Annotated in this window: 24 protein-coding genes and 1 tRNA gene; 15 read left to right on the top strand and 10 right to left on the bottom strand. The window is 61.9% G+C overall.

The window, feature by feature from the left end; all coding sequences use genetic code 11:
* Window positions 1–105: 105 nt before the first annotated feature.
* On the bottom strand, window positions 106–1,017 hold the full coding sequence (locus I2F59_RS06275) for a PHP domain-containing protein (protein ID WP_195503588.1): 912 nt from the start codon (window positions 1,015–1,017) through the stop codon (window positions 106–108).
* Between the two features lie 340 nt (window positions 1,018–1,357).
* Here I2F59_RS06275 and larC2 point away from each other — a divergent pair, with 340 nt between their 5' ends.
* The 6 genes from larC2 (at window position 1,358) to I2F59_RS06245 (ending at window position 6,785) form a co-directional block, all read left to right on the top strand.
* Window positions 1,358–1,843: a nickel pincer cofactor biosynthesis protein LarC2 gene (gene larC2, locus I2F59_RS06270; RefSeq protein ID WP_229065367.1), complete on the top strand. Its 486-nt coding sequence runs from the start codon at window positions 1,358–1,360 to the stop codon at window positions 1,841–1,843.
* A gap of 60 nt (window positions 1,844–1,903) precedes the next feature.
* Window positions 1,904–2,452, top strand: coding sequence for a phosphodiesterase (gene yfcE, locus I2F59_RS06265; protein WP_022094918.1), 549 nt, complete (start codon window positions 1,904–1,906; stop codon window positions 2,450–2,452).
* A gap of 2 nt (window positions 2,453–2,454) precedes the next feature.
* Window positions 2,455–3,315, top strand: coding sequence for a nucleoside triphosphate pyrophosphohydrolase (mazG, locus tag I2F59_RS06260; protein WP_195503586.1), 861 nt, complete (start codon window positions 2,455–2,457; stop codon window positions 3,313–3,315).
* Between the two features lie 192 nt (window positions 3,316–3,507).
* Window positions 3,508–4,797 (top strand): phosphopyruvate hydratase, encoded by a 1,290-nt coding sequence (eno, locus tag I2F59_RS06255; RefSeq protein ID WP_195503585.1) that lies wholly within the window; start codon window positions 3,508–3,510, stop codon window positions 4,795–4,797.
* 196 nt (window positions 4,798–4,993) lie between these two features.
* Complete coding sequence (locus I2F59_RS09905) at window positions 4,994–5,755, top strand: hypothetical protein (RefSeq protein ID WP_229065366.1); 762 nt, start codon at window positions 4,994–4,996, stop codon at window positions 5,753–5,755.
* A 28-nt stretch (window positions 5,756–5,783) separates the two neighbouring features.
* Complete coding sequence (locus tag I2F59_RS06245) at window positions 5,784–6,785, top strand: Ppx/GppA phosphatase family protein (RefSeq protein WP_195503584.1); 1,002 nt, start codon at window positions 5,784–5,786, stop codon at window positions 6,783–6,785.
* A 118-nt stretch (window positions 6,786–6,903) separates the two neighbouring features.
* Here I2F59_RS06245 and I2F59_RS06240 read toward each other — a convergent pair whose 3' ends face one another.
* The 3 genes from I2F59_RS06240 to I2F59_RS06230 form a co-directional block, all read right to left on the bottom strand.
* Complete coding sequence (locus I2F59_RS06240) at window positions 6,904–8,205, bottom strand: ATP-binding protein (protein ID WP_055285567.1); 1,302 nt, start codon at window positions 8,203–8,205, stop codon at window positions 6,904–6,906.
* A gap of 259 nt (window positions 8,206–8,464) precedes the next feature.
* Window positions 8,465–8,549, bottom strand: a tRNA-Leu gene (locus I2F59_RS06235).
* A gap of 31 nt (window positions 8,550–8,580) precedes the next feature.
* On the bottom strand, window positions 8,581–9,204 hold the full coding sequence (locus I2F59_RS06230; RefSeq protein ID WP_006235902.1) for a hypothetical protein: 624 nt from the start codon (window positions 9,202–9,204) through the stop codon (window positions 8,581–8,583).
* A 163-nt stretch (window positions 9,205–9,367) separates the two neighbouring features.
* On the opposite strand from I2F59_RS06230, the gene I2F59_RS06225 reads away from it, so the two are divergent.
* A complete protein-coding gene (locus tag I2F59_RS06225; RefSeq protein ID WP_006235903.1) occupies window positions 9,368–9,655 on the top strand; it encodes a PTS sugar transporter subunit IIB in 288 nt (95 codons plus the stop codon).
* An 11-nt stretch (window positions 9,656–9,666) separates the two neighbouring features.
* Window positions 9,667–10,041, top strand: coding sequence for a VOC family protein (locus I2F59_RS06220; RefSeq protein WP_138113389.1), 375 nt, complete (start codon window positions 9,667–9,669; stop codon window positions 10,039–10,041).
* A gap of 75 nt (window positions 10,042–10,116) precedes the next feature.
* Here I2F59_RS06220 and I2F59_RS06215 read toward each other — a convergent pair whose 3' ends face one another.
* The 3 genes from I2F59_RS06215 to I2F59_RS06205 are packed head-to-tail and all read right to left on the bottom strand — an operon-like array spanning window position 10,117 to window position 12,736.
* Window positions 10,117–11,412: a sensor histidine kinase gene (locus I2F59_RS06215; protein ID WP_138113387.1), complete on the bottom strand. Its 1,296-nt coding sequence runs from the start codon at window positions 11,410–11,412 to the stop codon at window positions 10,117–10,119.
* Window positions 11,396–12,175 carry a response regulator transcription factor gene (locus I2F59_RS06210; RefSeq protein ID WP_006235907.1) on the bottom strand — a complete coding sequence of 260 codons (780 nt, stop codon included), beginning with the start codon at window positions 12,173–12,175 and terminating at the stop codon, window positions 11,396–11,398. Before I2F59_RS06210 ends, I2F59_RS06215 begins: the two co-directional genes overlap by 17 nt.
* An 18-nt stretch (window positions 12,176–12,193) precedes the next feature.
* A complete protein-coding gene (locus tag I2F59_RS06205) occupies window positions 12,194–12,736 on the bottom strand; it encodes a UBA domain-containing protein (protein ID WP_161144563.1) in 543 nt (180 codons plus the stop codon).
* Between the two features lie 358 nt (window positions 12,737–13,094).
* Here I2F59_RS06205 and I2F59_RS06200 point away from each other — a divergent pair, with 358 nt between their 5' ends.
* Both I2F59_RS06200 and I2F59_RS06195 read left to right on the top strand, forming a co-directional pair.
* A complete protein-coding gene (locus I2F59_RS06200) occupies window positions 13,095–13,334 on the top strand; it encodes a hypothetical protein (protein WP_195503583.1) in 240 nt (79 codons plus the stop codon).
* Between the two features lie 77 nt (window positions 13,335–13,411).
* Complete coding sequence (locus tag I2F59_RS06195) at window positions 13,412–14,137, top strand: metallophosphoesterase (protein WP_195503582.1); 726 nt, start codon at window positions 13,412–13,414, stop codon at window positions 14,135–14,137.
* 15 nt (window positions 14,138–14,152) lie between these two features.
* Here the strand turns inward: I2F59_RS06195 and gluQRS are convergent, their stop codons facing one another.
* Window positions 14,153–15,163: a tRNA glutamyl-Q(34) synthetase GluQRS gene (gluQRS, locus tag I2F59_RS06190; RefSeq protein ID WP_267473363.1), complete on the bottom strand. Its 1,011-nt coding sequence runs from the start codon at window positions 15,161–15,163 to the stop codon at window positions 14,153–14,155.
* Between the two features lie 508 nt (window positions 15,164–15,671).
* On the opposite strand from gluQRS, the gene I2F59_RS06185 reads away from it, so the two are divergent.
* Window positions 15,672–17,624, top strand: a complete 1,953-nt coding sequence (locus I2F59_RS06185; RefSeq protein WP_195503581.1) for a DUF2207 domain-containing protein — start codon at window positions 15,672–15,674, stop codon at window positions 17,622–17,624.
* A gap of 138 nt (window positions 17,625–17,762) precedes the next feature.
* Here I2F59_RS06185 and I2F59_RS06180 read toward each other — a convergent pair whose 3' ends face one another.
* The gene (locus I2F59_RS06180; protein WP_195503580.1) at window positions 17,763–18,404 is read right to left on the bottom strand and encodes a GNAT family N-acetyltransferase; all 642 of its coding nucleotides are present in this window, start codon (window positions 18,402–18,404) and stop codon (window positions 17,763–17,765) included.
* 277 nt (window positions 18,405–18,681) lie between these two features.
* Between I2F59_RS06180 and purH the strand changes: the two genes are divergently transcribed.
* The 4 genes from purH (at window position 18,682) to I2F59_RS06160 (ending at window position 23,005) form a co-directional block, all read left to right on the top strand.
* Window positions 18,682–20,289 (top strand): bifunctional phosphoribosylaminoimidazolecarboxamide formyltransferase/IMP cyclohydrolase, encoded by a 1,608-nt coding sequence (gene purH, locus I2F59_RS06175; protein ID WP_195503579.1) that lies wholly within the window; start codon window positions 18,682–18,684, stop codon window positions 20,287–20,289.
* An 81-nt stretch (window positions 20,290–20,370) separates the two neighbouring features.
* A complete protein-coding gene (locus I2F59_RS06170; RefSeq protein ID WP_195503578.1) occupies window positions 20,371–21,102 on the top strand; it encodes a hypothetical protein in 732 nt (243 codons plus the stop codon).
* Between the two features lie 178 nt (window positions 21,103–21,280).
* On the top strand, window positions 21,281–21,952 hold the full coding sequence (locus tag I2F59_RS06165; protein WP_118206245.1) for a response regulator transcription factor: 672 nt from the start codon (window positions 21,281–21,283) through the stop codon (window positions 21,950–21,952).
* Window positions 21,953–21,961: 9 nt separating this feature from the next.
* Window positions 21,962–23,005 (top strand): sensor histidine kinase, encoded by a 1,044-nt coding sequence (locus I2F59_RS06160; RefSeq protein WP_195503577.1) that lies wholly within the window; start codon window positions 21,962–21,964, stop codon window positions 23,003–23,005.
* A 253-nt stretch (window positions 23,006–23,258) separates the two neighbouring features.
* Here I2F59_RS06160 and I2F59_RS06155 read toward each other — a convergent pair whose 3' ends face one another.
* Entirely contained in the window at window positions 23,259–23,696 is a 438-nt protein-coding gene (locus I2F59_RS06155; RefSeq protein ID WP_006235921.1) for a universal stress protein, read from the bottom strand.
* Window positions 23,697–23,902 lie beyond the last annotated feature (206 nt).

Below are 23,902 nucleotides of genomic sequence, written 5' to 3'. Positions count from 1 at the left end.
TTTGTTGGTGTAACGGGGTCATGGAAGTTGCGGTGAAATAGGGACTGTTTAAGCGCTTCATCAGGCAAAACAATCCCTATTCCACCGCAACTTATGAAGGGATGGTTAGGCGAGGGGCGTGGACTCCCATTCTCCGGTGAGGTGGGGGATGCCGAAGGTTCGGTAGCCGCAGTCGTAGGCGTGTGCCTGGGCCTCACGGATGTTCCAGCAGATGTCGCAGGCGCGGTGTGCGTCCGAGCCAAAAGTTATCGGCACCTCGGCGTGGGCAAAGCAATGCAGCAATCCGGTCGTGGGATAGTAGTCGTCGAGGCCCTTGCGCGGTGCGGCGGTCGAGACCTCAATGCGGCGGCCCGTATCGTGGGCGCATTCGGCCATCTGCTGCCAAAACGGTGCGGGGTCAAAGTCGGGCGTAAAGCCTTCCTTCGAAAAGCGCATGACCAGGTCAGGGTGAGCCATCACATCAAAGCTGAGCGAGCTTTCGCAGGCGCGGCACCAGTCGTCGACATAGCGCTCCCACACGCCGCGCACGCCCAGGTTTTCCCAAACGTGCAGGTCGGTGTCGTCGTCGATCCAACCGCAAAGGGAATCGGGCGTATCGGGGCGAGCGACGTTTTCCGTTCCCGCCGTACCCGCGGCACCGGCCATGATATCGCCCGGGTTGCCAATCCAATGCACGCTGCCCAAGCGCACTATGGCACCCGCGGACCAGCGCTCAACCAAAGGCTCGCAACCTTCGTACCAGTCGCATTCAAAGCCATAGATAAGCTCGAGCTCCGGCGTGATCTGCGCGGCGAGTTTGCGGGCGTCCTCAAAGGCCAGACGATGTGCCGGCAGGTCGCCCTCAGTAACCTGCACTTCGCAGTTGGCATCCATGCTGGCAGGCAGGGTGAGATGGTCGGTCGAGACCATGACGCGGCAGCCGGCCGCAGCAGCGGCGCGAACGTTGTCCTCAAACGAGGCATGACCGTCCGAGAACGAGGTGTGGGTATGGCAATCGATCAGCGGGCAAGCAGACATGGCGGCTCCTTTGCGTCAAGCGAATCCGCTCCATTGTAATGGCGCAGCTCTCAACACGCCGGGCACGCCGGGGGTCGAAATCGATTGGAAAGGCTGCGCGGCGCGCGGTGCGGCCTCGCTTGCGCTCTCAAAACATGTGCATCAGCCTCCAAAAGCTGCAAAAAATGACATGTTTGGAGGCTGACGTACACGTTTGAATGGAGCGGGCCGGCGTTGGAGCGCGCCAGCACTTGCGCCCAGCAAAAGTCGCACCTATCCCATGACGCCGCCCCTGCGCCGCCTGCGATGTGCTAGCGTTTGGGTGGACAAAACGAGCCCGCGCGGAAAGGATCCGGACCGTATGCAATGCGATAGCACATCTCCGCTGTCTCGCGAGACCGATGCGCCCGAGACCATCGTCAAGCTGGAATGCGACATCGACGATGCGTCGCCCGAGGTGCTCGCCTACGCCGCCGACCGTCTGCGCGGGGCGGGTGCGCGCGAGGTGCATTGGCTGCCCCTCTATTGCAAGAAAGGCCGCCCCAGCTGGCAGCTACAGGTAATCTGTGCTCACGAGGATATCGAGCGCCTGCAGACGATTATCTTTTTGGAAACCACGACCAACGGCATTCGTCGCCAGGTCATGGAGCGCGTTTGCCTGCCACGCCGCTTTGAGCGCGTAACGACGCCATGGGGCGAGGTGTCCGTTAAAGTGGCCACCCTGCCCGACGGCAGCGAGCGTGCAGCGCCCGAGTACGAGGACTGCGCCCGTCTCGCTCGCGAGCATAATGTGCCGCTCCAGCGCGTGATGCGGGCGGCCCAGAGCGCGGCACTGCGATTTGAATAACGCGGCTGGTGGCGACATCCTGCGCCTAGCCATATCAACCCCATTCGAAAGGATCTCCCCATGAAATACCTCATCGCCTCCGACATCCACGGCTCGGCATACTGGGCCGAGCGCCTCTGCGCCGCCATCGAGTCCGAGCAGCCTGACCGCGTCGTGCTGCTGGGCGACCTGCTCTACCACGGTCCACGCAACGACCTGCCACGCGATTACGCTCCCAAGCGCGTTATCCCGCTGCTCAACGCCCTGGCCGACCGCATCATCGCGGTGCGCGGCAACTGCGACGCCGAGGTCGACCAGATGGTGCTCGACTTCCCCGTCATGGCCGACTACGCCACGCTGTTCGACGAGACCGGCCGCGAGCTGTTCCTGACGCACGGCCATGTCTTTGGCGCCGGCATGCACAACAGCGTCGACCACGCGCCCGCGTTGCCCGAGGGCTCCGCGCTCGTCTACGGCCACACGCACATCAAGGTCAACGAGGAAAGCGCCGCGCACCCGGGCCTGTGGCTCTTCAACCCCGGCAGCGTGAGCATCCCCAAGGACGGCACGCACAGCTACGGCATCTACGAGGGCGGAGCGTTCCGCCACGTGATCCTGGAGGAGGACTAACCATGGCGCAGCATATGGCTCAGCAAAATGCCGAGGGCTCGCGCGATCTGTCCACGCTGATAGACGCGTCGGCCGAGCTGCAGCATCTGGTGCAGACCATCTGGCGTCTGCGTCAGCCCGATGGCTGCCCGTGGGACCGCGAGCAGACGCACCGCAGCATCGGCAAGAACATGATCGAGGAGGCCTACGAGGCGCTCGACTGCATCGAGGCGGACGACGCGGTTCACCTGCGCGAGGAACTGGGTGACGTGCTCATGCAGGTCGTGCTGCATGCGCAGATTGCTGCCGACGCCGGCGAGTTTACGCTGGCCGACGTGGCGCGCGATATCGACGCCAAGCTCATTCGCCGCCACCCGCACGTGTTTGGCGATGTAGATGCCGACAGCTCCGACGAGGTACTCAAGATTTGGGACGAGGTCAAGCTTGCCGAGAGGGCTGCCAAGGACAAGGCCGTGGCGGCAGGCGAGGCTGCGCCCGAGGGCCTGCTCGACGGCGTGCCCACGCATCTGCCGGCGCTGATGCAGGCTCAGAAGGTGTCGCGCAAGGCGGCTGCCGTGGGCTTTGAATGGGAGACGGTCCAGGATGTGTGGGACGAGGTTGCCGAGGAGCGTGCCGAGTTTGAGGCCGAGGCCCCTGGCTCGCCCGAGCGCGAAATGGAGTTTGGCGACCTGCTCTTTGCTTTGGTCAACGTCGCGCGCAAGGAGGGCATTGACGCCGAGAGCGCCCTTCGTGCCAGCACGGCAAAGTTCCGCCGTCGCTGGGCCGCGATGGAGCAGATGGCGGCCGATGCTCACGTGGATCTTGCCGAGCTTTCGACCCACGGCCTCAACGACCTGTGGGATGCCGCAAAGGCGGAGGAGTAAGACTGCGGGAACGACGGGCTGACACGCCTCATCGTTTCCGCTAAATTTTTCGAAAATCAAGTGTATCCCTCGGCTAGCTTAGGGCATAATGCAAAAAGTGCGACATGGCTAACTTATGAACCTGCGCGCCTCTACAGCGTGCAAGCCGCGTCGCCAAGCATTCAACCCGTTTCCAAGTGAGAGGGAGACAACATGAGCGATATTTTGGACGTCTACGGTCGCGAGGTGCTCGACAGCCGCGGCAATCCCACCGTCGAGGTCGAGGTCGTGCTCGAGGACGGCAGCTTTGGCCGCGCAATGGTGCCTTCGGGTGCTTCGACCGGAGCCTTTGAGGCCTGCGAGCTGCGCGATGGCGACAAGGGCCGCTACCTGGGCAAGGGTGTTTTGCAGGCCGTCGAGCACGTCAACAACGAGTGCGCTAACGCCGTCGTGGGCCTCGACGCCTTCGACCAGCGCGCCGTCGATGCCGCGCTGATTGCCGCGGACGGTACCCCCAACAAGACCAAGCTCGGTGCCAACGCCATCCTGGGCGTGTCGCTGGCCGTCGCCCGCGCCGCTGCCGAGTCGGCGGGCCTGTCACTGTACCAGTACCTGGGCGGCGTCAACGCCCATCTGCTGCCCACGCCCATGATGAACATCCTCAACGGCGGTGTGCATGCCGACAATAACGTCGACTTCCAGGAGTTCATGATCATGCCAGTGGGCGCCCCGAGCTTTGCCGAGGGCCTGCGTTGGTGCGCCGAGGTCTACCACACCCTCAAGGGCGTGCTGCACGAGGCCGGCCTGGGCGGCGGCGTGGGCGACGAGGGCGGCTTTGCCCCCAACCTTAAGACCAATGCCGAGCCGTTCGAGTACATCACCAAGGCCGTCGAGAAGGCTGGCTTTAAGCCCGGCGTCGACTTTATGTACGCCATGGATCCGGCGTCCACCGAGTTCTACAACGCTGAGACCGGTATGTACGAGCTCAAGGGCGAGGGCGTTGAGTACACGAGCGCCCAGATGGTCGATTACTGGGAGAAGCTCGTCGACACTTATCCCATCATCTCCATCGAGGACGGCATGGCCGAGGAGGACTGGGACGGCTGGGTCGAGCTTACCCGCCGCATTGGCAATAAGGTGCAGCTCGTAGGCGACGACCTGTTCGTCACCAACACCGAGCGCCTCAAGAAGGGCATCGAGCTTGGTGCCGCCAACGCGATCCTGGTCAAGGTCAACCAGATCGGTACGCTCACCGAGTCGCTCGAGGCCATCGAGACCGCCAAGGAGGCCGGCTACGCCTGCATCGTGAGTCACCGCTCCGGCGAGACCGAGGACTCCACGATCGCCGACCTGGTCGTGGGCGTCAACGCCGGCCAGATCAAGTCGGGCGCCCCGTGCCGCAGCGATCGTATCGCCAAGTACAACCAGCTCATCCGCATCGAGGACGAGCTCGAGGGCAGCGCGCGCTACGCCGGCAAGGCCGCGTTCTACAACATTCGCTAAACGGGCGAATTTGGCGAGGGGGAGGCTGACTCGGTTCCGCCCCCGCCTTGGCTGGACGCCGCAAAGCGCTGTGGGCGCTGGGCCATATGGCTCAGCGCCTTTTTTATGTCGAGCAAAGGCTGTCGAAGGTGGTGCGCACGCTCGTGCTATAACTAGAATACTTAGCGCAAACAAACCTCAACCGCACAAGGCGCACATGGATCAGATTTACGACAACAGGTACTATTCCGCCGGTTCGCGTGAGCCGTCGCCTCGCCGTGCGCGCACGGTGCAGCTCGGTGGGTCCGCCTACGCCGGCGCCGACCGCTCCATGCAGCGCCCGACAAGTACCTCGCGCCCCAATGCTCAAGTGAATACTTCGACAGATGGACCGGTGCGCCCGGCACGTTCGACACATGCGTCGCGTCCCTCGGCCCAGACGCACGACAAATCGAGCAGGCCTTCGAGCCGTCTTTCGCGTTCGGACTTTATGCGCTACGCCAACGACAACGCGGTGATTAAGGCGATCTATGACTTTACGCATGGCTCTCTACGCCCGCTGTTTATCGGTATCGTGGTGGCTCTGGCGCTCGTGAGCCTGTATTTCCCCGTGCGCGACCTGTACGTTGCAAAACGCTCGAACGACATCTTGGCCAAGCAGGTCGAGATTCGCGAGCAATACAAAGATGAGATGAAAAAAGACACTGACAAGTGGCTCTCGGAAGAGGGCATTAAGGATCGGGCACGGGAACTGGGCATGGCGATGCCCGGCGAGAAGAGGATTGAAGTGCTGGGCTTGGACGATGATTCGGACTCGTCGTCGGCTGAAAAGAAGTCGTCGAACGCCAAGAAGGCCAGCGAGGTGGCCAAGGAGATCGAAGAAGTCGGCAAGGACGCGCCGTGGTACATCCAGGCGCTCGACATGCTGTTTGGATTTAACGGCGTCGAGGGTCAGACGGTCGCGTCCAGCGGCGAGTAGGCGAGTAGCGCCCGGAGGGGAGCCCGCAATGGCAGATTGCAAACGATATAAGGTGGCGGCGATCGACCTGGGAACGGTGTCGTCGCGACTGGTGCTGGCCCGGGTTGAGGCTGGGGCGATCGTGGGATCGTCCAAACATACCGAGATTACCGACCTGGGCGAGGGCGTGGACGCGACGGGTCGCTTTTGTGAGGCGGCCGTCGAGCGCGTGCTCGCTGCGTGCCGCATGTTTGTGGACGAGGCGCGCGACTTTGGCGCCGCGTGCATCTGTACCACGTGCACGAGCGCCGCGCGCGATGCGTCCAACGCCGCGCTGCTGCTGGACGGCCTGCGCGATTTGGGGCTTGAGCCACAGGTGATTCCGGGCGAGGTCGAGGCGCGCCTGACGTTTTTTGGCGTGGCACACGACTTTGCTGGCGAGCGCATCATCGTCGCCGATTCGGGCGGTGGCTCCACGGAGCTCGCGACGGGCGTCTATGCGCCGGAGCGCGGGGTCTTTGCGCCGGAGGGAACGCGCTCACTGGACATCGGTTGCCGTCGCGTGACCGAGCGGTTTTTCTCTGCGCTGCCGCCGTCGACGAACGAGCTTGCGGTTGCCGCCGCGTGGGCGGGCGAGCAGTTCTCCGCCTATTTTGAGGGCCTGCCCAGCGACTTTGAGCACGCCGAGCGCCTCGTCGCGGTGGGCGGTACCGTCACCACGCTCGTGGCGCTGGTCCACGAACTGGAGCCGTACGACTCGAGCTTTGTGCACCTGCGCGAGCTTTCGATGGAGCAGATCTCGGCCGCCATCGATCGTATATCTACGCTGGATGTGGAGGGTATCGCTGCGCTGCCGGGCGTGCAGCCCAAGCGCGCGGGCGTGATTCTGGCCGGCGCCGTGGTGATTCGCGAGCTCATGCGCGCCGGTGGCTACGATGCGCTCACCGTAAGCGAGAACAGCCTACTCGCTGGCATGGCCGCCACCATCAACGAGGTTCTCGACGGCGCGACTCCCACCATCGCCTGGACCCCCACTCTCAGCACCCTCTAAATAATTTGCGGTGAAATACGGACTACAATCGCCCTTTCGGGCACCAAACAGTCCCTATTCCACCGCAACTCAACAGCCGGCACCTGGGGACAGTCCTTGCGGGGCGTCCCCACAGCGCCTATGCCAGCTTGTCGATCTGCCCAATCTCCCAAAGCGGAATATTGATGAGCATGCCCTCGTCTCTATATGCCGCCAGGGAGCTCCTCACGCAACGCTCGAGTTTGAATTTTTCGCAGGCTATTTTCAGACTCTTCGCTTTAAGGTTCTCTGCCGCCTTGACCTCAAGCGGAAGCACGGTTCCCGCATGGTCGATGGCAAAGTCGGTTTCGGCATTGCCGGAGGTAGAGGACCAATACGCGGGAGTTTTGTCCTGGAGCAAGAGCTCTTGCGCGACGTATTGTTCGGTCAGCGAACCTTTGAACTCGGTAAAAACAGCGGATCCGTTAAGAACGACGGCCGGAGAGAGACCGGAGAGCGCTCCGAGGATGCCGGTGTCGATGCAGAACAGTTTGAAGCCCGAGAGGTCTTCGTAGCTCGAGAGCGGCGCCTTTAGAGCGGAAACACGTGGCACCTTATGAACGATTCCGTAGTCCGTGAGCCACTGGAGGCTTTCCTCGAAATCGCGTGCGCGCGCTCCGGGGCGAAGGGCGCCATAGACAAACTTCTTGTTCTCCTTTGCAAGCTGGCCGGGAAGGGATTTCCAAACCAACCTCATGCGCTCGACGATGCGGGCGGGTGCATGTTTGCCAAAATCGGATTCGTAAGCCTCGATGATTTGCTGCTGAAGCCTTCGGGCTTCGATGAAGTCGCGTGTCTCGGCGAAAGCGGAGACAACTTCGGGCATACCGCCGACAACAAGGTATTCCTTGAGCAAGTGTTCGAGCTTTTCGGTAACGTTTGCTAGAAGGTTCATGTCTGCGGCAAGGATGGCGTCGGCGAGCGGGTCGCCGTCGACGGCACGAACGAACTCGGCGAACCCCATGGGACGCATGGTGAGCTGGTCGATTTTGCCGACGGGAAATGACTCGTTTTCGCGTCGGAGCGCGAGGCCCATATAGGAACCGGCTGCTACGATGTGGTATTCGGGTGCAAGCTCGTTGAAGTACTTGAGCGAGGTGATCCCGCGCGGGGCCTCTTGGATCTCGTCGAAGATGATGAGCGTGTCTGCTGGCGTTACAGTTTGGCCACGTAGGAGTTCTATCTGGGAGATGATGCGCTTGGGGTCGAGGTCCCCATCGAACAGCGAGCGTGTGCTCGGCTCGAGCATAAAGTCAAAACGAATGACGTTTCGATACTGCTGGCTTGCGAATTCGTTAAGAAGCCAAGTCTTTCCTGTCTGGCGGGCTCCCTTAAGCAAGAGAGGTTTGCGATTCGTCCTTGATTTCCAAGCGATAAGTTCGCTCATAAGCTGTCGCTGCATATTGCCTCCCAACCCTCTCGGTTAGTATAAGGCCATTTGGGTGTTTCCATCGGAAAATGTGCGAGACAACCACGTTTTTCCATCGGAAAATGTGCGAGACAACCACGTTTTTCCATCGGAAAATGTGGTAGGAAACTCATTGGGTGGGCGGAAAAAGTAGTCAAAAAAGCCCCGTCCCAAATGAGCTGCTCTGCAGTTGACGGCGTCCAAAAGAAACGAGCCCGCATCCCTGGGGAACACGGGCTCGCAAGCAATCATATGGTAGGGGCGGTGGGACTCGAACCCACAATCCTTGCGGCGAGAGATTTTAAGTCTCCTGCGTATGCCAATTCCGCCACGCCCCCGTGAGACTAGAAGTCTAGCACAAGCCGTCCGTTACGCGTTGACGGCCATCGAGTGTTGGCCCGACTTCTCCAGGAACTCCTGGAACTTGGCTTCGTCGCCCTTGTTCTGGTACTGCAGGGCCAGCAGGTACTCCAAGCGGCAGCGCTTGACCGGGTCGTCGCCGACATCCTCGAGCATGCGCTCCAGCTCGGGAATGTCGTTGTGGCGCTTGAGGATCATCGTGTCGTACATCAGCTGGCACTCGTGCGCAACTGCCTCGGCCTGACCGCCCTCAAAGCCCTTGATCTCGTGCAGTAACTCCTTGGACTTTTTGCGGTCCTCCTGGCCAACATAGTAGTTAAAGGCTTTGATCACCAGGTCGACGCGCTGCATCTTGGGGAGGTTGAGCCCCAGCAGCAGGTCGAACATCTCGCTGGCACGCTCGTGGTCCTCGCGCAGCAGATAGGAGTTCAGGCGCAGGTAGTCGCGGTTGTAGCGTGGGTACAGCATGCTGGTGAGTTTGCCGTCGAGCAAACGATCGAACTCGTCCCACTGCTTGGCGGCCATCAACTGCTGCAGACGCTTGAACGTGGTGCGTTTTTTGACGCTAAAGAACACCGACACGGCGATGCAGATGATAACGACGGCGGTCCAGAGGGTGCGGGAATCGGGCATTTCAGAGTCCTTAGTCGCTCTTAAAGCGAGCGGTATGACAACACGTACTAGATGTATTATACGCAGCGTGCAAGCAAACTGGCATAAAAGCTCATCGAGGCTGAGTGCCATCGCTCGCTGCGGTACACTTACCTAAAGAAAACCATGAAGGGAGACATTACCTATGAAGAAGATCGTTTTGGCTTGCGGTGCTGGCGCTGCTACTTCCACACTCGTTGCCCAGAAGGTCGCCACCTTGCTCGACGCCAACGGTTACGCCGACAAGTACGAGATCGTGCAGTGCGCCATCTCCGAGGCCAAGGACTACTGCGACGAGGGCGCCGACCTGCTGATCGCCACCACCGTTGCCCCCGAAGGCCTCACCTGCCCGTACGTGAGCGGCGTGCCCTTCATGACCGGCATGAACCGCGTCGCTGCCGAGAAGGCCGTTCTCGACGTCATGGCTCAGTAGGCACTGCCTGTATGAGTGAGCAGAACGTCAACCCGGTCGAGCTCTTTGGCATGCGCGTTGCCCATGTGGGCATTAACGCCGCCGACCCGGCAGACGCCCTGGAGATCGCGGAGCTGTTCTCGACGATGATGGGCCTGCCTGTTATCGAGACCCCGGTTTCGTACTTCAACGATTCGCTGGTCGAGGTCATGAAGCAGAACGGTCGTGGCACCAAAGGCCACATCGGCTTTGCCGTTAACGACATCGATGCAGCTGAGAAGTGGTTTGCCGAGCGCGGGCTCGAGGTCAACGAGGAGTCGCGCGCGCTGCTACCCGACGGTGGTACCAAGCTCGTGTACTTTAAGCGCGAGTTCGCCGGCTTCGCCGTGCACCTGTGCCGCGAGTAGCGCACAAGCTGTCATAGCTAGCAAAAAGGGATAGGGCTGCGTGGCCCTATCCCTTTATTTATGCCGAGGGGCTTCCTACCGCGGCAGGCGAATCGTAAAGCGGCTGCCGACGCCCTCGACCGAGGTCACGCCGATGACGCCGCCGTGGCTATCGACGATCCACTTGGCGATGGCGAGCCCCAGGCCCGAGCCCTGCGCTCCGGCATCGCGCGCGTTGTCGGCGCGGTAGAACCGCTCGAACGCGTGAGCTGCGGATTCCTGGTTCATGCCGATGCCCTCGTCCTCAACGCTTATGTCGATCGTGCCCGCGCCCGCATCCGGCGCTACGCCAAACGAGATGGGCGTGCCCGCGTCCGAATACTTGGCGGCGTTTTGCACGATCACGCGCAGAGCCTGCTTCACGAGCGCGACATCGACGGACGCGTCGCAGCGCGGGTCGCTGATAAGCGCAGCGTCAAAGGCCAGCCGATACGTGTGCCCGGCATCGATCATCTGCGATTCTTCGCAAACCTCGCCGACCAGTGCAGCCAGGTTGGTATGCGCACGCCGCAGGACCGTGCGCCCGGCATCGCCGCGCGCCAAAAACAGCAGCTGCTCCACGAGCTCCTGCATGTGCTCGCTTTCGGCCTTGAGGGACGCGATGGATTCCGCCAGCACGTCCGGGTCGTCTTTGCCCCAGCGGTCGAGCATGTTCACGTAGCCCTGAATCACCGCGATGGGCGTGCGCAGCTCGTGGCTTGCATCGTTGACAAAGCGCATCTGCTGCAGCTTGGCCTCTTGCATCTGGCGCAGCAGGCGGTTGAGTGCGACCTCGATACTTGCCAGGTCGGCGTCGCCGGTGGTGACGCTCGGCGAGTCGACGCTCGCGCGCTCGATGGCTTGCTCCAGCGTTTCCATCTTGCCGCCGGAGAGCTGCATGCGGCCGAGCTCGTCCACGCGCAGGGCCAGGTCGTTGAGCGGCGCCATGGTGCGGCGCACACGGCGAGCGCCGCCGAGCATATCGAGCATGCTGATGACCTGCCAACCTACAACAACGATATAGAGGGGCCAAAGTGCGATGAGGTCCTGCGCGAGGGGGAAGGTCTTGGTGGTACGCGCAAGCTCGACGGTATAGGTGAGCGTTGTCAGGTCCCAGCCGCGCGCGGGCTTCAGCGACATGCCGCGAACGGTGGCGCCGGGGATCCATCCTGCGGTAAACGCGCTGTCGGGCAGTGTCTGGTTGTATCCATAGACGAGGATCGCCGCCGCAATCACCACCAGCAACAGATCGAGCCAGACGTAGCTCATCAGGCGGCGCCACATATAGCTCCAGTTGATGGCGCGGGCGATGGAGGTGACGCGCTTGGCCTCGGCGTTACGCGCGGCAGACATAGCCCACCCCGCGCACGGTCTGGATGATGCGGGCGCCGCCGGCGTCCTCGATCTTGGCGCGTAGATGCGCGATGTGCACGTCGACGTTGTTGGTGTCGCCCATGTATTCGTAGCCCAGCGCTTCGTGCGCGATGCGTTCGCGCGTGAGCACGGTCTCGGCATGCGCCATAAGCAGGGCGAGGACATCGAACTCGCGGGCCGTGAGCGCAATGGGCGAGCCGCCGACCGTGACTTCGCGGCGGTCGGGGTCGAGCGCAACCGAGCCCACGGCGAGCGTGGCGGGGGAGAGCGAGGCGGAAACCTGGGTCGAGTCACTGACCGGGGGCATCGCAGTGGCGCCGACACCCGTGCCGCCTGCCGCGCCCGTCCCGATGCCGCCAACGCCCGAAGCCGCCCGCACGGCCTCCGAGCGCTTCAACGCCACGCGGATCCGTGCGAACAGCTCCTCAATCGCAAACGGCTTGGTCAGGTAATCGTCGGCGCCGGCATCGAGCCCGGCCACCTTGTCCATCACGGCATCGCGCGCGGTGACCATAATCACCGGCACGTCCTTGTGCTTGCGGACGCGCCGCAGGACCTCCATGCCGTTGAGCTGCGGCAACAGCACATCGAGCAGAATAAGATCGTAGTTGCGCTCCAGCGCCAGGTCCACGGCGGTGCGGCCATCGGCGGCGTGTTCCACCTGGTAGCCCTCGTGCTCCAGCTCGAGCGTCACAAAGCGGGCGATTTTCTCCTCGTCCTCTACGATCAGGATCCGTGCCATGCGTGCCCCCGTTTGCGATTACTTGTCGTCGTTCAGATTTTGCTTGATGTCGTCCGCGGCGTCGGCGGCGTGATCCATAAGGTTGTTGATGCTGCCGGGCACGTCGCCGTCGCTATCGATGCGGTAACGCATGCCAAAGAACAGGCCGATCAGCATCAGCCATATCGTGGCGCCCCAGGCAAACAGGGCGATGATGGGGATCAGGATGGGGATGTTGAGGATGATTGCATCGCGGCGCGTGGCGATAAACTTGGTGTCCAGGCTCAGGCGGAAGAGCTTTTTGAGGTACTCCCACACGCTGTCCATCTTCTTGGAGAAGTCGGTCTTTTCGCTCGACTTCTCGTAGGCGGCCTGCGCGGCGACCATCTCGGCCGAGGGTTCGTCGACCGGCGCGGACTCGGTGGCGGCGTGCGCCGACGTGGTCTGGGTCTTGCCTTGCGACTCGAGCCAAATGATGGCGTCCAAAACGTTGCCGTCGGCGGCGTCGAGCGCGGCTTTGGCATCGGTGTAGCTCACGTTGCACTTGGTGCGGATGGTTTCAACTTTTTCGAGGTCGTCCATGACCTGTCCTTTCGTTCGATGGGCGCGACGCCGGGCGATCTGCCCGGGCGCGAGCGTTGCGTTCGGCGGCCTGCGTTGCGCGGCGCCGCCCCGCCCTTGGTCGAACTCTATAGTGCAGGTTATAGATTAAGCGATTCTTGAGCCAAGATTAACGTTGGATGAGTTTTTGGGTAGCGGTGGGAAAAGTATTAGACCTCGATAGCGGGGGATGTGGTGCCGGTGCAAAACGGCGTCAAAGGTTGGTCGAGCAGGCGGTTTCTCCATTGATGTCCGCACAGCATGTGACACTTACCCTGCCGCCCCGCTCTGCCGCGGCGGCATGCGTCTGAACAACGACCCTCTAAGGAGTTCGATACCGATGAGTGACAACACCAAGCATCTCGCAAAGAAGTGCGTCAAGGACGCGTGGCCGTGCCTCGCGTTGTGCCTTGCCGGCACAGCGGTTGCGCTGCTGGCTGTTCTGGGGCCGTTCGACGTGCTCCGAAGTGCCGTCTCTCTGCACGTTTGCATGGCCCTTGCCGGCGCCATGATGACCGGCGGCGTGCTCGATCTGGTTTTTTGGGTGCTTGACCCGTTTGGATGGAAGAACGAGGGGTAAGCCCTAAGGGGCTGGAACGGTTGGCTTAGTGATCGTGCAGAATGCGGGCTAGCGACTTACAGGGAAGTGGTGATCAGATGACGGTCTATGTGACGGGCGATATTCACGGCGGCGTCGACATGCAAAAGCTGCGCGACTGGGACCTTGGGGATAGTCTGACGAGCGACGACTATCTGATTATCGCCGGCGACTTTGGCTTTCCGTGGGATTTCTCTGCCGAAGAATGTGCCGACATCGCTTGGCTGGAATCGCGTCCCTATACCGTGCTGTTTGTCGACGGCAACCACGAGCGTTTCGATCACTGGGCGGAGCGCCCCATGGAGTTGTGGCACGGTGGGCTGACGCAGCGCCTGTCGGACACCTCTCCCATACGGCGCCTGACGCGCGGCGAGGTTTTTGAGCTCGACGGCTCAACGGTCTTTACCATGGGCGGCGCCACGAGCGTGGACAAGGAATACCGCATTCCGTATTCCAGCTGGTGGCCGCAGGAGCTGCCGGACGAGCGCAACTTTGAGGAGGCGCGGGCAAAGCTCGACAGCGTGGGCTGGACGGTCGACTACGTGATCACTCACACCTGCTCTACGCGCATGCTTTCGTCCACGCTTTATCCAGCGTCCGGCTGGAATTGCCCCTCCGTTGATCGGCTTACGGCATTTTTCGATGAGCTGGAAGACCGCTTGGACTACAAGCGCTGGTACTACGGGCATTTTCATCGGGATACCAACCCGGCCGAGCGTCACACCGTGCTCTACGACTGCATCGTTCGCTTGGGCGACGAACTCCAGCCCTGGGATGTTGCGTAGAGGCGGGGTGGCTGGCTACTCGACCGTTACAGTGATGTTCTCCCGATGCGCGCGGATGACGTCCCAGCTAAAGTGCTCGACCAGCTGCTCGGCGGTACGCGGCGTGGTGTCCGGCGCGATGCCTGTTTGCCCGGCGAGCCATCCCAACAGTGCCTCGGGTGTGCCAAAGCGGGTGCGGAGCTCGCCCAGGTCCAGATCGCGATCGCGCTTGGAAAGGCGGCGGCCGTCCGGTGACATGAGCAGCGGAATGTGCGCGTAGTGCGGCGTGGGCAGTCCCAGCAGATGTTGCAGATAGATCTGGCGCGGCGTGGAACCAAGCAGGTCGCATCCGCGTACGATCTCGGTGACGCCCATGGCAGCGTCGTCGACCACCACGGCCAGCTGATAGGCAAACACGCCGTCGCTGCGGCGCACCAAAAAGTCACCGCACTCGGTGGCGAGTGCTTCGCATTGGGCTCCGTACGTGCGGTCCACGAATTCGATCACGTCGCTGGCGAGGTCGTCGACGGTGGGCACGCGCAGGCGCGTGGCCGGAGCACGCAGGGCACTGCGGCGGGTGATTTCATCAGCAGAAAGACCTCTGCAGGCGCCGCGGTAGATGGGCGTGCCGTCGCTGGCGTGCGGCGCGCTCGCGGCGTGGAGTTCGGCACGCGTGCAAAAACAGGGATAGGTGAGGCCGGCGTCTTGCAGCTGGCGCAGGGCGTCCTCGTACAGATCCAGGCGATCGTGCTGGTAGTAGGGGCCTTCGTCCCACTCGAGCCCCAGCCAGGTCAGATCGTCAATCAGTTGAGCGGCAAGTTCCGGGCGCTTGCAGCGATCGTCCAGGTCCTCGATGCGCAGCACGATGCTGCCGCCCTGGCTGCGGGCCGAAAGCCACGAGCACAGGCAGCTGAACACGTTGCCCAGGTGCATGCGGCCCGAGGGCGACGGGGCGAAACGGCCCACGACGGGCGCGGGGGCGGAGGCGGGTGGCGTCGCCCCCGCGTCCGCGGCGGGCGTTGCTATGTTGCGTGTTTTGATATCCATGCGGACGAGTATAGCGCGGGGCTTGGCAGGGAAGGCGTTGCCGCGCTCACAAGTTGGCGGCGGTGCGCATTGCGCACGGTGGGTTTGCGGCTCAAGGTCTCGATCGCTGCGTACCGACTTAGCCTCACAAACGACAGAAACCCCGGCAGCTCTTCGCAACTGCCGGGGTTTCCGCGGAAAAGGGGGACATGATCCTCGAGCGAACGGCAAAGGGGCAAACCGTTTTCGCTCAACTGCTTTATGCCCCTCGGCTGGCGGCTCAATCAGCGCGTGCCGCACCCACACAAAGCCGCTACACCTGTGACAGAGCTGTGAAGTGGTATCTATTGCTGGCGCAGGCCATGCCAAGGAGTGTCCCAGATTGCCGGCAGATAAGGAACGTCCCCAGGTGCCGGCCGCGGGCGTGACTTTCGTCCCGTTTGATACTCCGCTGGCCTAGATGTTCGTCATGTGCGCCCGTAAACGTGGGACAATGGCGTTGCTGGTATCACAGACAAAGGATGTGCCCATGAACGACCCCGTTGCCAAAACCTGTCGGCAGCGCCGCCTGTTTGCGCGATTTGCTTCCGTCTGCGCACTCGTCGCGCTTGCATTGCTGCTACTGCCCGCCGCCGCACACGCCGACGGTTATTCCATGACCCAAACCTATATCAGTGCCACGGTTGAGGCCGATGGATCGCTGACCGTTGTCGAGGGACGCCAGTTTGATTTCGACGACGACATCAACGGCGTGTTTTGGGAGATCAATACGGGCACCAACCAGCAGGGCGGCACGGCGGGCGTCGACGTGCTGAGTGTCGAGGAAGAGGACACCGCGTTTAACAAAGTCGATAGCGCGAACAAGGGCGACTCTGGCGTCTACACGGTCGAGCAGACCGGTGACGGCGTAAGGATTAAGGTGTTCAGCCCCCACGAGAGCGGCGACAGCGCGATCTATTACGTGAGCTACACCATGACCGGTGCGGTTATGAACTGGGCCGATACCGCCGAGCTCTACTGGAAGTTCGTGGGCGACGGCTGGTCTGCGGATTCCGACGATGTCGAGATGGAAGTGCGCTTCGCAAATGCCGCTGCCGGGACGGCGGCCGTCAAGGGCGATAACTTCCGCGCATGGGGCCACGGCCCGCTGACGGGCGATGTATCGCTCGATGCGGACGAACCCATGGTCACCTATACCATTCCCTGTGTGCATCAGGGCGAATTCGCCGAGGCACGCATCGCTTTCCCCAGCGACTGGGTGCCGCAGCTCGCCGCCTCGAGCGAAGAGCGCATGTCAACGATCCTGAGCGAAGAGAAGGAATGGGCCGACGAAGCTAACGCCCGCCGTGAGCACGCGCGTGCGGTTGCCAGCGCGATTGCCGTGGTGTGTGTTGTTGTGGCGGTTGCCTATACCGGTGTGATCGTGATGCTCAAGCTGCGCAGGCCCAAGCCCAAGTCACTCTTCCAGGACGAGTACTTCCGCGATGTGCCCTCGGCCGACCATCCCGCGGTGCTTGCAGCTCTTATGAGCTGGAACGACGTGCCCGATCAGGCATATATCGCCACACTGATGAAGCTGACCGACGACCGCGTGATCAAGCTGGAGGAAGCGACCGAGACCAAGAAGAAGGGTCTGCTCCGTCGCGAAAAAGAGGAGCAGACGTATCGCATCACAGTGACCGACGAGGCCTGGAAGGCTGCCAAGAAGGACGGCATCGATCGCGACGTGCTCAAGGTCTTCTTCGCTGGCGTTAAGCCCGATAAAGACGGCGTCCGTTCGCGCACGTTTAGCGAGCTGGAGGAGTATGCCAGCGAGCGTACTGAATCTGTTGGCGACAAGCTCGAGGACTATCAGAGCACGGTTAAGGGCAAGCTGGAGGCGCGCGAGCTTATTGCATCGGACGGCACCGTCGCCATGGTGCTTGGCTTGGTCCTTGGCATCATCATTGTCTTTGGCATTTTTGGCTCTCTGTTCTATACCGACTTTGCGGACGCCAACGTCGGTGCCGCTATGATCTCGATCCCCGTCACGATTGTGGGCTTTGTCCTGAGCTGCACCTTCCGCCGTTACACGCCGGAGGGCGCCGAGGTGGCGGCTCGCTGCAAGGCGCTCAAGCATTGGCTCGAGGATTTCACGCGCCTAAAGGAAGCCGTCCCGGGCGATCTGGTGCTGTGGAACAAGCTGCTGGTGATGGGCGTTGCCCTGGGCGTTTCGAAAGAAGTGCTGCGACAGCTGGCCGAGGCCGTGCCTGCGGACCTGCGCAACAGCGACGATTTCTACGACAACTACCCCTGCTACTGGTGGTATTACCATCACTACGGCAACGAGTCTCCGCTCGATTCGTTCAACGATGTGTATCACGAGACCATCCGCGAGCTGGCTTCGAGTTCCGATAGCTCGAGCGGCGGCAGCGGCGGCGGCTTTTCCGGTGGCGGTGGCGGTGGTGGCGGCGTCGGCGGAGGCGGCGGCGGAACGTTCTAGCGCGCTCTGATTTTTGGGATGGATCTTCTCCGGCGACTGCCGACGGATCCATCCCATTTTTATGCGCTACCTACGAAGGCTGTCCCCAACGACTAATCACTGGGAACATCCCTAAATGACTAGGTATGGCTGCCGGGTTTAGGCTGTTAGGTCGAGTTCGTAGAGGAAGCTTTCGCGCGGCATGTCGTGACGGCGCTCTTCGCGGTTGGCGCGGTGCGTGGCCGTGCGCTTAAAGCCGTGCAGCTCGTAGAACTTCCACGAGCAGTTGGAGTCGGTGTACAGGTGCGCCCTCGTCGCTCCAAGCGAGGACAGGTGCGAGACCGCGGCATCGAGCAGAACCGTGCCAACGCCCAGGCCATGGACATCGCGATCCACGGCAAGCAGCGTGACCTCGTTGTCGTGCGGCAACGGGCTGCTCTCGAGCAGGCGGTTGTTGGTTCGGATGGTTGCGCGCACAAACGAGAGATACTCGGCGCAGGCATCAGGCTCCAGCTCACGCATCTGCGATAGCAGCGCGCGTTCGGTATCCATCCAATGCTCGTTGATAGTGGCGCCGGAGCTCTGTCCCGCACGCGCGAGCGAAATGCCACGCGCCTGACCGTCGATTACGGCAACCTGTGAAAACGTGGAAGAAGAAAGGCAGTAGGCGAGGTCGCACGCGGCCTCAAAGCGGTTGTACTCATCGTTATCCGAATTGTTATGCCAAAGCTGCTGCAGAATCAGCGCGATGGCGTCGAAGTCTTCGGTATCAAACGGTCGGTAGAGAACCCGCGAGACCATGGTGCCTCTTTCTTTTGCGGATGCATATCGAGCACAGTTCTACCACGCCATTGGCATCTAATTATGGTGCCCCTGTGTTCCATGAACTCACCGTGCCCGGTGCTGTGCCCATCCCCTCCGCGTGCAAACTTTTTCTGCACATGCGCCCGTTGCGGGGTGCATCGATGCGCTCGATGCGCTACATTAAATCAGTATTTTCAATGCCGCTGCGCGAGCGCTGCAGATCGACGTATCACCGACTCACAGAGCACGGCGGCGTACCAGACAGGAGGACTGCATGGGATCTGATGTGAAGATCGCACGCGCGTTGATCTCGGTTACCGATAAGACGGGCGTCGTCGATTTCGCACGGACGCTGGTCGATGACTTTGGCGTCGAGATCATCTCTACGGGCGGCACGGCTCGTGCCATCGAGGACGCGGGCGTTCCCGTAACCCCCATCGAGGAGTTCACGGGCTATCCCGAGATGATGGACGGCCGCGTTAAGACCCTGCACCCCAAGGTTCACGGCGCGCTGCTGGCCCGCCGCGATTCCGAGCAGCACATGCAGGAGGCCGCTCAGCACGGCATTAAGCTGATCGACCTGGTCGTCGTCAACCTGTACGAGTTCGAGAAGACCGTCGCCAACCCCGAGGTCACCTTCGCGGACGCCATCGAGCACATCGACATCGGTGGTCCCTCCATGCTGCGCTCTGCTGCCAAGAACGCCACGAGCGTTACCGTCATTTCCGACCCGGCCGACTATGATGCCGTCCTGGCCGAGATGCACGAGACCGGTGGCTGCACCACGCTTTCCACCCGTCGTCGCCTGCAGGTGAAGGTCTACCAGACCACCGCCGCCTACGACACGGCTATCTCCCGTTGGCTTGCCGCCCAGGCAAGCGACGTGGCGGACACCTCTGCCAAGCTCGAGATCTCGCTGGAGAAGGTCGACGACCTGCGCTATGGCGAGAACCCGCAGCAGAAGGCTACGGTCTACCGCTTTGTCGAGGGCTGCGAGAACACCGCGAGCTCGCAGTTCCCGCTCGTTGGCTCCGAGCAGATCCAGGGCAAGCCGCTCAGCTACAACAACTATCTGGATGCCGATGCCGCTTGGAACCTGGTCCGCGAGTTCGACGAGCCGGCCTGCGTGATCCTCAAGCACCAGAACCCCTGCGGTTCTGCCGTTGCCGAGGACATCACGGCTGCCTACGACCGCGCCTTCGCCTGCGATCCCAAGAGTGCCTTTGGCGGCATCATCGCCTGCAACCGCGAGGTTCCCTATGAGCTGGTCGAGCACTTTGCCGATCAGAACAAACAGTTCGTCGAGGTCATCATCGCCCCGAGCTACACTGCCGAGGCGCTCGAGCGCATGGCCAAGCGCCCCAACCTGCGCGTGCTGGCCACCGGCGGCGTGGACCACGGCGCCCAGGTGGAGCTGCGCTCCATCGACGGCGGCATGCTGGTGCAGGAAGTCGACCACGTGACCGAGGATCCCGCGACCTTTACGTTCCCCACCGACCGCAAGCCCACCGACGCCGAGATGGCCGAGCTCGAGTTTGCCTGGAAGGTCTGCAAGGGCGTTAAGTCCAACGCCATCTTGGTTTCCAAGGGCAAGGCCGGCATTGGCATGGGCCCGGGTCAGCCTAACCGCGTTGACTCTGCGCTGCTTGCCTGCGAGCGCGCCGAGGACTTCTGCGAGCGCGAGGGCGTGGAGAAGGGCGGCTTTGCCTGTGCAAGCGACGCGTTCTTCCCGTTCCGCGACAACGTCGACGTTCTTGCTGCACACGGCGTGACCTGCATCATCCAGCCCGGCGGCTCCAAGCGCGACGACGAGAGCATCCAGGCCTGCAATGAGCACAATATTGCTATGGTGTTTACGGGCGCTCGCCACTTCCGCCACTAAGTTCCGCCTTGGGACAAAATAATCTCCGCAAAAGACGGCTGCTCCGTTTGGAGGGCCGTCTTTTTGGTATAAGAGGACGGAATGACTAACACGAAAGGTATGACCATGCCCCAGATTGATGATGCCGAGCTGTTTGGCAATGCCGAGGATCAGCGTGCGTACGAGGACTTTTGCGCCAATCAGGAGGCGGTCGAGAAGTTTACGCTCGACAAGCCCGCGCTTGTCTGCCGTTGGCGCATGTCCAACAAAAAGGTACCCATGCTCAACCGCCACATTCGCGCACTGTCCGAGCGCTTGGTGCAGGGCGAGCCGCTTACCCATAACATGCTCAGCTGGGCCAAGCAGCACGTTGAGTGGTCGCTTGCCGAGGGCGATTACACCGCACGCGACGGCGTGCTCATGCTGGTGATCGACGTCAACGGCAACGCCGCCATGACGGTGGGGGAGTACGAGCCGCTAACCGATACGTCGGCCAAGGCGCTACGTGCCCGCTCCGCCGAGGCCCGCTCCGAGGCCGACGAAACCGGCGTGGCGCCCGAGCTGCTCGCCGCCGTCGATAACGGCGAGCTTGCCTTTGTGGCGCCAGCGGACGAGTGCCTGTGCGGCACGGCGACGCTCATCGAGCAGCTGGCCCAGACCAAGGGCATCCCGGTCACGCGCGTAGACATCCCCGCTCAGCTCAAGGGCGCGCTGTTCCTGGTGAGCGACGAGCACGGCGTGGTCCCTGCCGACGATACCGATGCCGCCGCGACGGACGCCGCGACGGTCGCCTTCTTCGCCGAAGGCTACGAAAAGCTCCGCGCCCGTCGCTAAATGATTGTTCTGAGACGGGGATTAAAAAATCATTTTGGTCCCCGCCATCGCTGCGAGTGCGAGGCGGACAAAACGCCCCCGCTCGCGAACAGTTCTGTCACCTTGGCGACGTGCGTGGCACGTACCTGCGGCTCCGCGGTCATAATGGGGCAAGACAACCAAGAGGGGAGCGGAATCCATGGCGCTGATCTATATCGTTGAGGACGACGAACCCATTCGTCGCGAACTTGCCGACATCCTTGCCCGTGCCGGTTTTGAGGTCGAGGCCTGCGAATCGTTCGAGCATGTTTCGCGCGATATTCTCGCCGCCGCGCCCGACTTGGTGCTGCTCGACCTGACGCTTCCCGTCAAGGACGGCCAGCATATCTGCCATGAGGTTCGCCGCGAATCCGAGGTTCCCATCATCGTCCTCACGTCGCGTACGACCGAGATCGACGAGGTCATGGCCATGACGCTCGGTGCGGACGACTTTGTTCCCAAGCCCTACAGCGCCCGTGTGCTCGTGGCGCGCATCAACGCACTACTGCGTCGCACCGCGACGGCGGGCGAGCGCAGCACGCTCGTCCACAAGGGACTGGAGCTCGACCTCGCACGCTCCATGGTCACCAACACACAAACGGGCACCAGCACCGAGCTCACCAAAAACGAGCTGCGTATCCTCTCGCTGCTTCTGAGCCGTGCGGGCAAGATCGTCTCGCGCTCGGCCATCATGCAGGACCTGTGGGACTCCGACGCCTTCGTGGACGACAATACGCTCACCGTCAACATCAACCGCCTGCGCACCACGCTCGAAAAAATCGGCATCAAGGGGTATTTGACGACGCACCGCGGCCAAGGCTATTCGGTCTAGGGGCCGGCTATGTCGTTTGCCAAGTTCTTTAAAGACGCGCTGCTTTCCGTTGCCGTGTGGACGTGCGGCGTGCTGCTGAGCTGCTTTGTGCTGACGGTCGCCGGTGCACCCGTTTCTATCGTGGTCGTGGCGGTTGGCGTGTCCTTTATCTTTGGTATGCTCGGCATCGTGATCGAATACGCGCGCCGTCGTCGTTTTCTGCGCCAGCTGGAGCGTGCGGCAGAGGAGCTCGAGAGTCCCGCATGGGTGCAGGAGATGGTGCAATGCCCGACCTATGCCGAGGGCGAGCTCGAGTACGAGGTCTTGCGCCGGGTGGGCAAAGCCGCCTGCGACGAGGTTGCCGAAGGCCGGCGTCAGACCGATGACTATCGCGACTATATCGAGAGCTGGGTCCACGAGGCCAAGCTGCCCCTGGCGGCGGCCCATCTAATTTTGGAAAACCTGGACGGCAGCGAAGACGACCTGTCGCGCGTGGATGACCTGGGTCGCGAGCTGGCTCGCGTGGAGCGCTATATCGACCAGGCGCTGTACTACGCGCGCTCGGAAGTCGTGGAGCGGGACTACCTGATTCGCCGCTGGGATCTCAAGACCTTGGTGACGGGCGCGATTAAGGCCAACGCGCGCGAGCTCATCGCGGCGCACGTGGCCCCGGTGTGCGAGAACCTCGACTTTGAGGTCTTTACCGACGAGAAGTGGCTCGAGTTTATTCTGGGCCAGCTCATTCAGAACAGCATTAAATATGCGCGTGAGGACGGCGCAAAGATCGTGTTTTCGGGTGCGTTGCTGGACGAGGGTCTGGCAAGCGAGCGCATCGAGCTTACCGTCGCGGACAACGGCTGCGGCGTGTGTGCGGCAGACCTGCCGCGCGTGTTCGAGAAGGGTTTTACCGGCGACAACGGCCGCACCACCAAGCGCGCAACGGGCATCGGCCTCTACCTGGTGGCGCGCCTGTGCTCCAAGATGGGCATCGACGTCACCGCGGCATCTGAGCCCGGTGAAGGCTTTGTCGTCACGTTTGCCTTCTCAACCAACAAGTTCCAATACTTTGAGTAGGCGGGCCGTCTTGCGGTGCGGACGGCTATGTTCCCGAACGTGAATATAGCCGCAAGGATTTAAATGAATCGCCCCATAAAAAACGTGCCGCCCCAACCAGGGCGGCACGCCATTTTTTATCAGCCAACTCGCTGAAGTACGGTGACGAAGGCGCAAGGCCGGGAGGGGTTATCTAAGCCGACATCCCGCAGCCGCGAAGCGGCGAGGACGTCGGCGTGATAACCCCGCAGGCCTTGCGCCGGCGGGAAGGAACCTACTTCACGACCAAGATGTCGCAGTCCGTATTGCGCAGCAGGAACGTCGAAATCGAACCCAGCAGCGCATACTTGATCGAGGACAGGCCGCGGGCGCCGCAGAGCACCAGGTCGGGCTTAACCACGTCGAGCATCTCGTCCTTGAGCGTCTCGCGAATACGGCCGGCGCGAATCATGACCTCGACCTCGGGAATATCGGGATTGGCCTTGGCCTCTTCGAGCTGCTTGGCGATGGAGTTCTTAAATGCCTCCTCTAGGCCGTTGACCAGATCGACCGGATAGGAACCGGCGCTCTCGAGCGCCGTGGAATCGATAACGTGGCCGATGATTAGCTTGGCGCCGTTGTTCGCGGCGACCTTGATGGCGCGTGCGAGCACAAAATCCTGCTGCTCAGTACCGTCGAGTGAAACAAATACCTTGGTGTAGCCCTCGTTCATGGTTTCCTCCTTGGTCTATCGCACGGGCGCGGGGCTCGTGCATCGGGCGGGCGCGGGCGCGTTGGCCGCCGGACACTTTATCTTGTTGCAGTTATACCCAAGGATTTGGGTTTGACCGCTCGCAATTCTGTGAACGGGCGAGTTTTTTGGTAAGGGTAGGCGTAGACGCGCCCGAACGGTTGATAATGGGACATCGCCCGCACCGT

Source organism: Collinsella aerofaciens (assembly GCF_015556945.1).
Taxonomy (GTDB): Bacteria; Actinomycetota; Coriobacteriia; order Coriobacteriales; family Coriobacteriaceae; genus Collinsella; species Collinsella aerofaciens_AO.
The sequence above is the reverse complement of the archived record's forward strand: the minus strand, read 5'-3'. Positions and strand labels throughout refer to the sequence as shown.

Coding starts and splice junctions, on each gene's coding strand:
- I2F59_RS06230 (WP_006235902.1), bottom strand. CDS start 9,204: ATGCCCGATTCCCGCACCCTCTGGACCGCCGTCGTTATCATCTGCATC.
- I2F59_RS06170 (WP_195503578.1), top strand. CDS start 20,371: ATGACTAACACGAAAGGTATGACCATGCCCCAGATTGATGATGCCGAG.
- I2F59_RS06215 (WP_138113387.1), bottom strand. CDS start 11,412: ATGTCTGCCGCGCGTAACGCCGAGGCCAAGCGCGTCACCTCCATCGCC.
- I2F59_RS06160 (WP_195503577.1), top strand. CDS start 21,962: ATGTCGTTTGCCAAGTTCTTTAAAGACGCGCTGCTTTCCGTTGCCGTG.
- purH (WP_195503579.1), top strand. CDS start 18,682: ATGGGATCTGATGTGAAGATCGCACGCGCGTTGATCTCGGTTACCGAT.
- I2F59_RS06220 (WP_138113389.1), top strand. CDS start 9,667: ATGAGTGAGCAGAACGTCAACCCGGTCGAGCTCTTTGGCATGCGCGTT.
- I2F59_RS06200 (WP_195503583.1), top strand. CDS start 13,095: ATGAGTGACAACACCAAGCATCTCGCAAAGAAGTGCGTCAAGGACGCG.
- I2F59_RS06225 (WP_006235903.1), top strand. CDS start 9,368: ATGAAGAAGATCGTTTTGGCTTGCGGTGCTGGCGCTGCTACTTCCACA.
- I2F59_RS06240 (WP_055285567.1), bottom strand. CDS start 8,205: ATGCAGCGACAGCTTATGAGCGAACTTATCGCTTGGAAATCAAGGACG.
- larC2 (WP_229065367.1), top strand. CDS start 1,358: ATGCAATGCGATAGCACATCTCCGCTGTCTCGCGAGACCGATGCGCCC.
- I2F59_RS06185 (WP_195503581.1), top strand. CDS start 15,672: ATGAACGACCCCGTTGCCAAAACCTGTCGGCAGCGCCGCCTGTTTGCG.
- I2F59_RS06155 (WP_006235921.1), bottom strand. CDS start 23,696: ATGAACGAGGGCTACACCAAGGTATTTGTTTCACTCGACGGTACTGAG.
- I2F59_RS06165 (WP_118206245.1), top strand. CDS start 21,281: ATGGCGCTGATCTATATCGTTGAGGACGACGAACCCATTCGTCGCGAA.
- I2F59_RS06245 (WP_195503584.1), top strand. CDS start 5,784: ATGGCAGATTGCAAACGATATAAGGTGGCGGCGATCGACCTGGGAACG.
- I2F59_RS06205 (WP_161144563.1), bottom strand. CDS start 12,736: ATGGACGACCTCGAAAAAGTTGAAACCATCCGCACCAAGTGCAACGTG.
- I2F59_RS06180 (WP_195503580.1), bottom strand. CDS start 18,404: ATGGTCTCGCGGGTTCTCTACCGACCGTTTGATACCGAAGACTTCGAC.
- I2F59_RS09905 (WP_229065366.1), top strand. CDS start 4,994: ATGGATCAGATTTACGACAACAGGTACTATTCCGCCGGTTCGCGTGAG.
- mazG (WP_195503586.1), top strand. CDS start 2,455: ATGGCGCAGCATATGGCTCAGCAAAATGCCGAGGGCTCGCGCGATCTG.
- eno (WP_195503585.1), top strand. CDS start 3,508: ATGAGCGATATTTTGGACGTCTACGGTCGCGAGGTGCTCGACAGCCGC.
- I2F59_RS06275 (WP_195503588.1), bottom strand. CDS start 1,017: ATGTCTGCTTGCCCGCTGATCGATTGCCATACCCACACCTCGTTCTCG.
- gluQRS (WP_267473363.1), bottom strand. CDS start 15,163: ATGGATATCAAAACACGCAACATAGCAACGCCCGCCGCGGACGCGGGG.
- I2F59_RS06195 (WP_195503582.1), top strand. CDS start 13,412: ATGACGGTCTATGTGACGGGCGATATTCACGGCGGCGTCGACATGCAA.
- yfcE (WP_022094918.1), top strand. CDS start 1,904: ATGAAATACCTCATCGCCTCCGACATCCACGGCTCGGCATACTGGGCC.
- I2F59_RS06210 (WP_006235907.1), bottom strand. CDS start 12,175: ATGGCACGGATCCTGATCGTAGAGGACGAGGAGAAAATCGCCCGCTTT.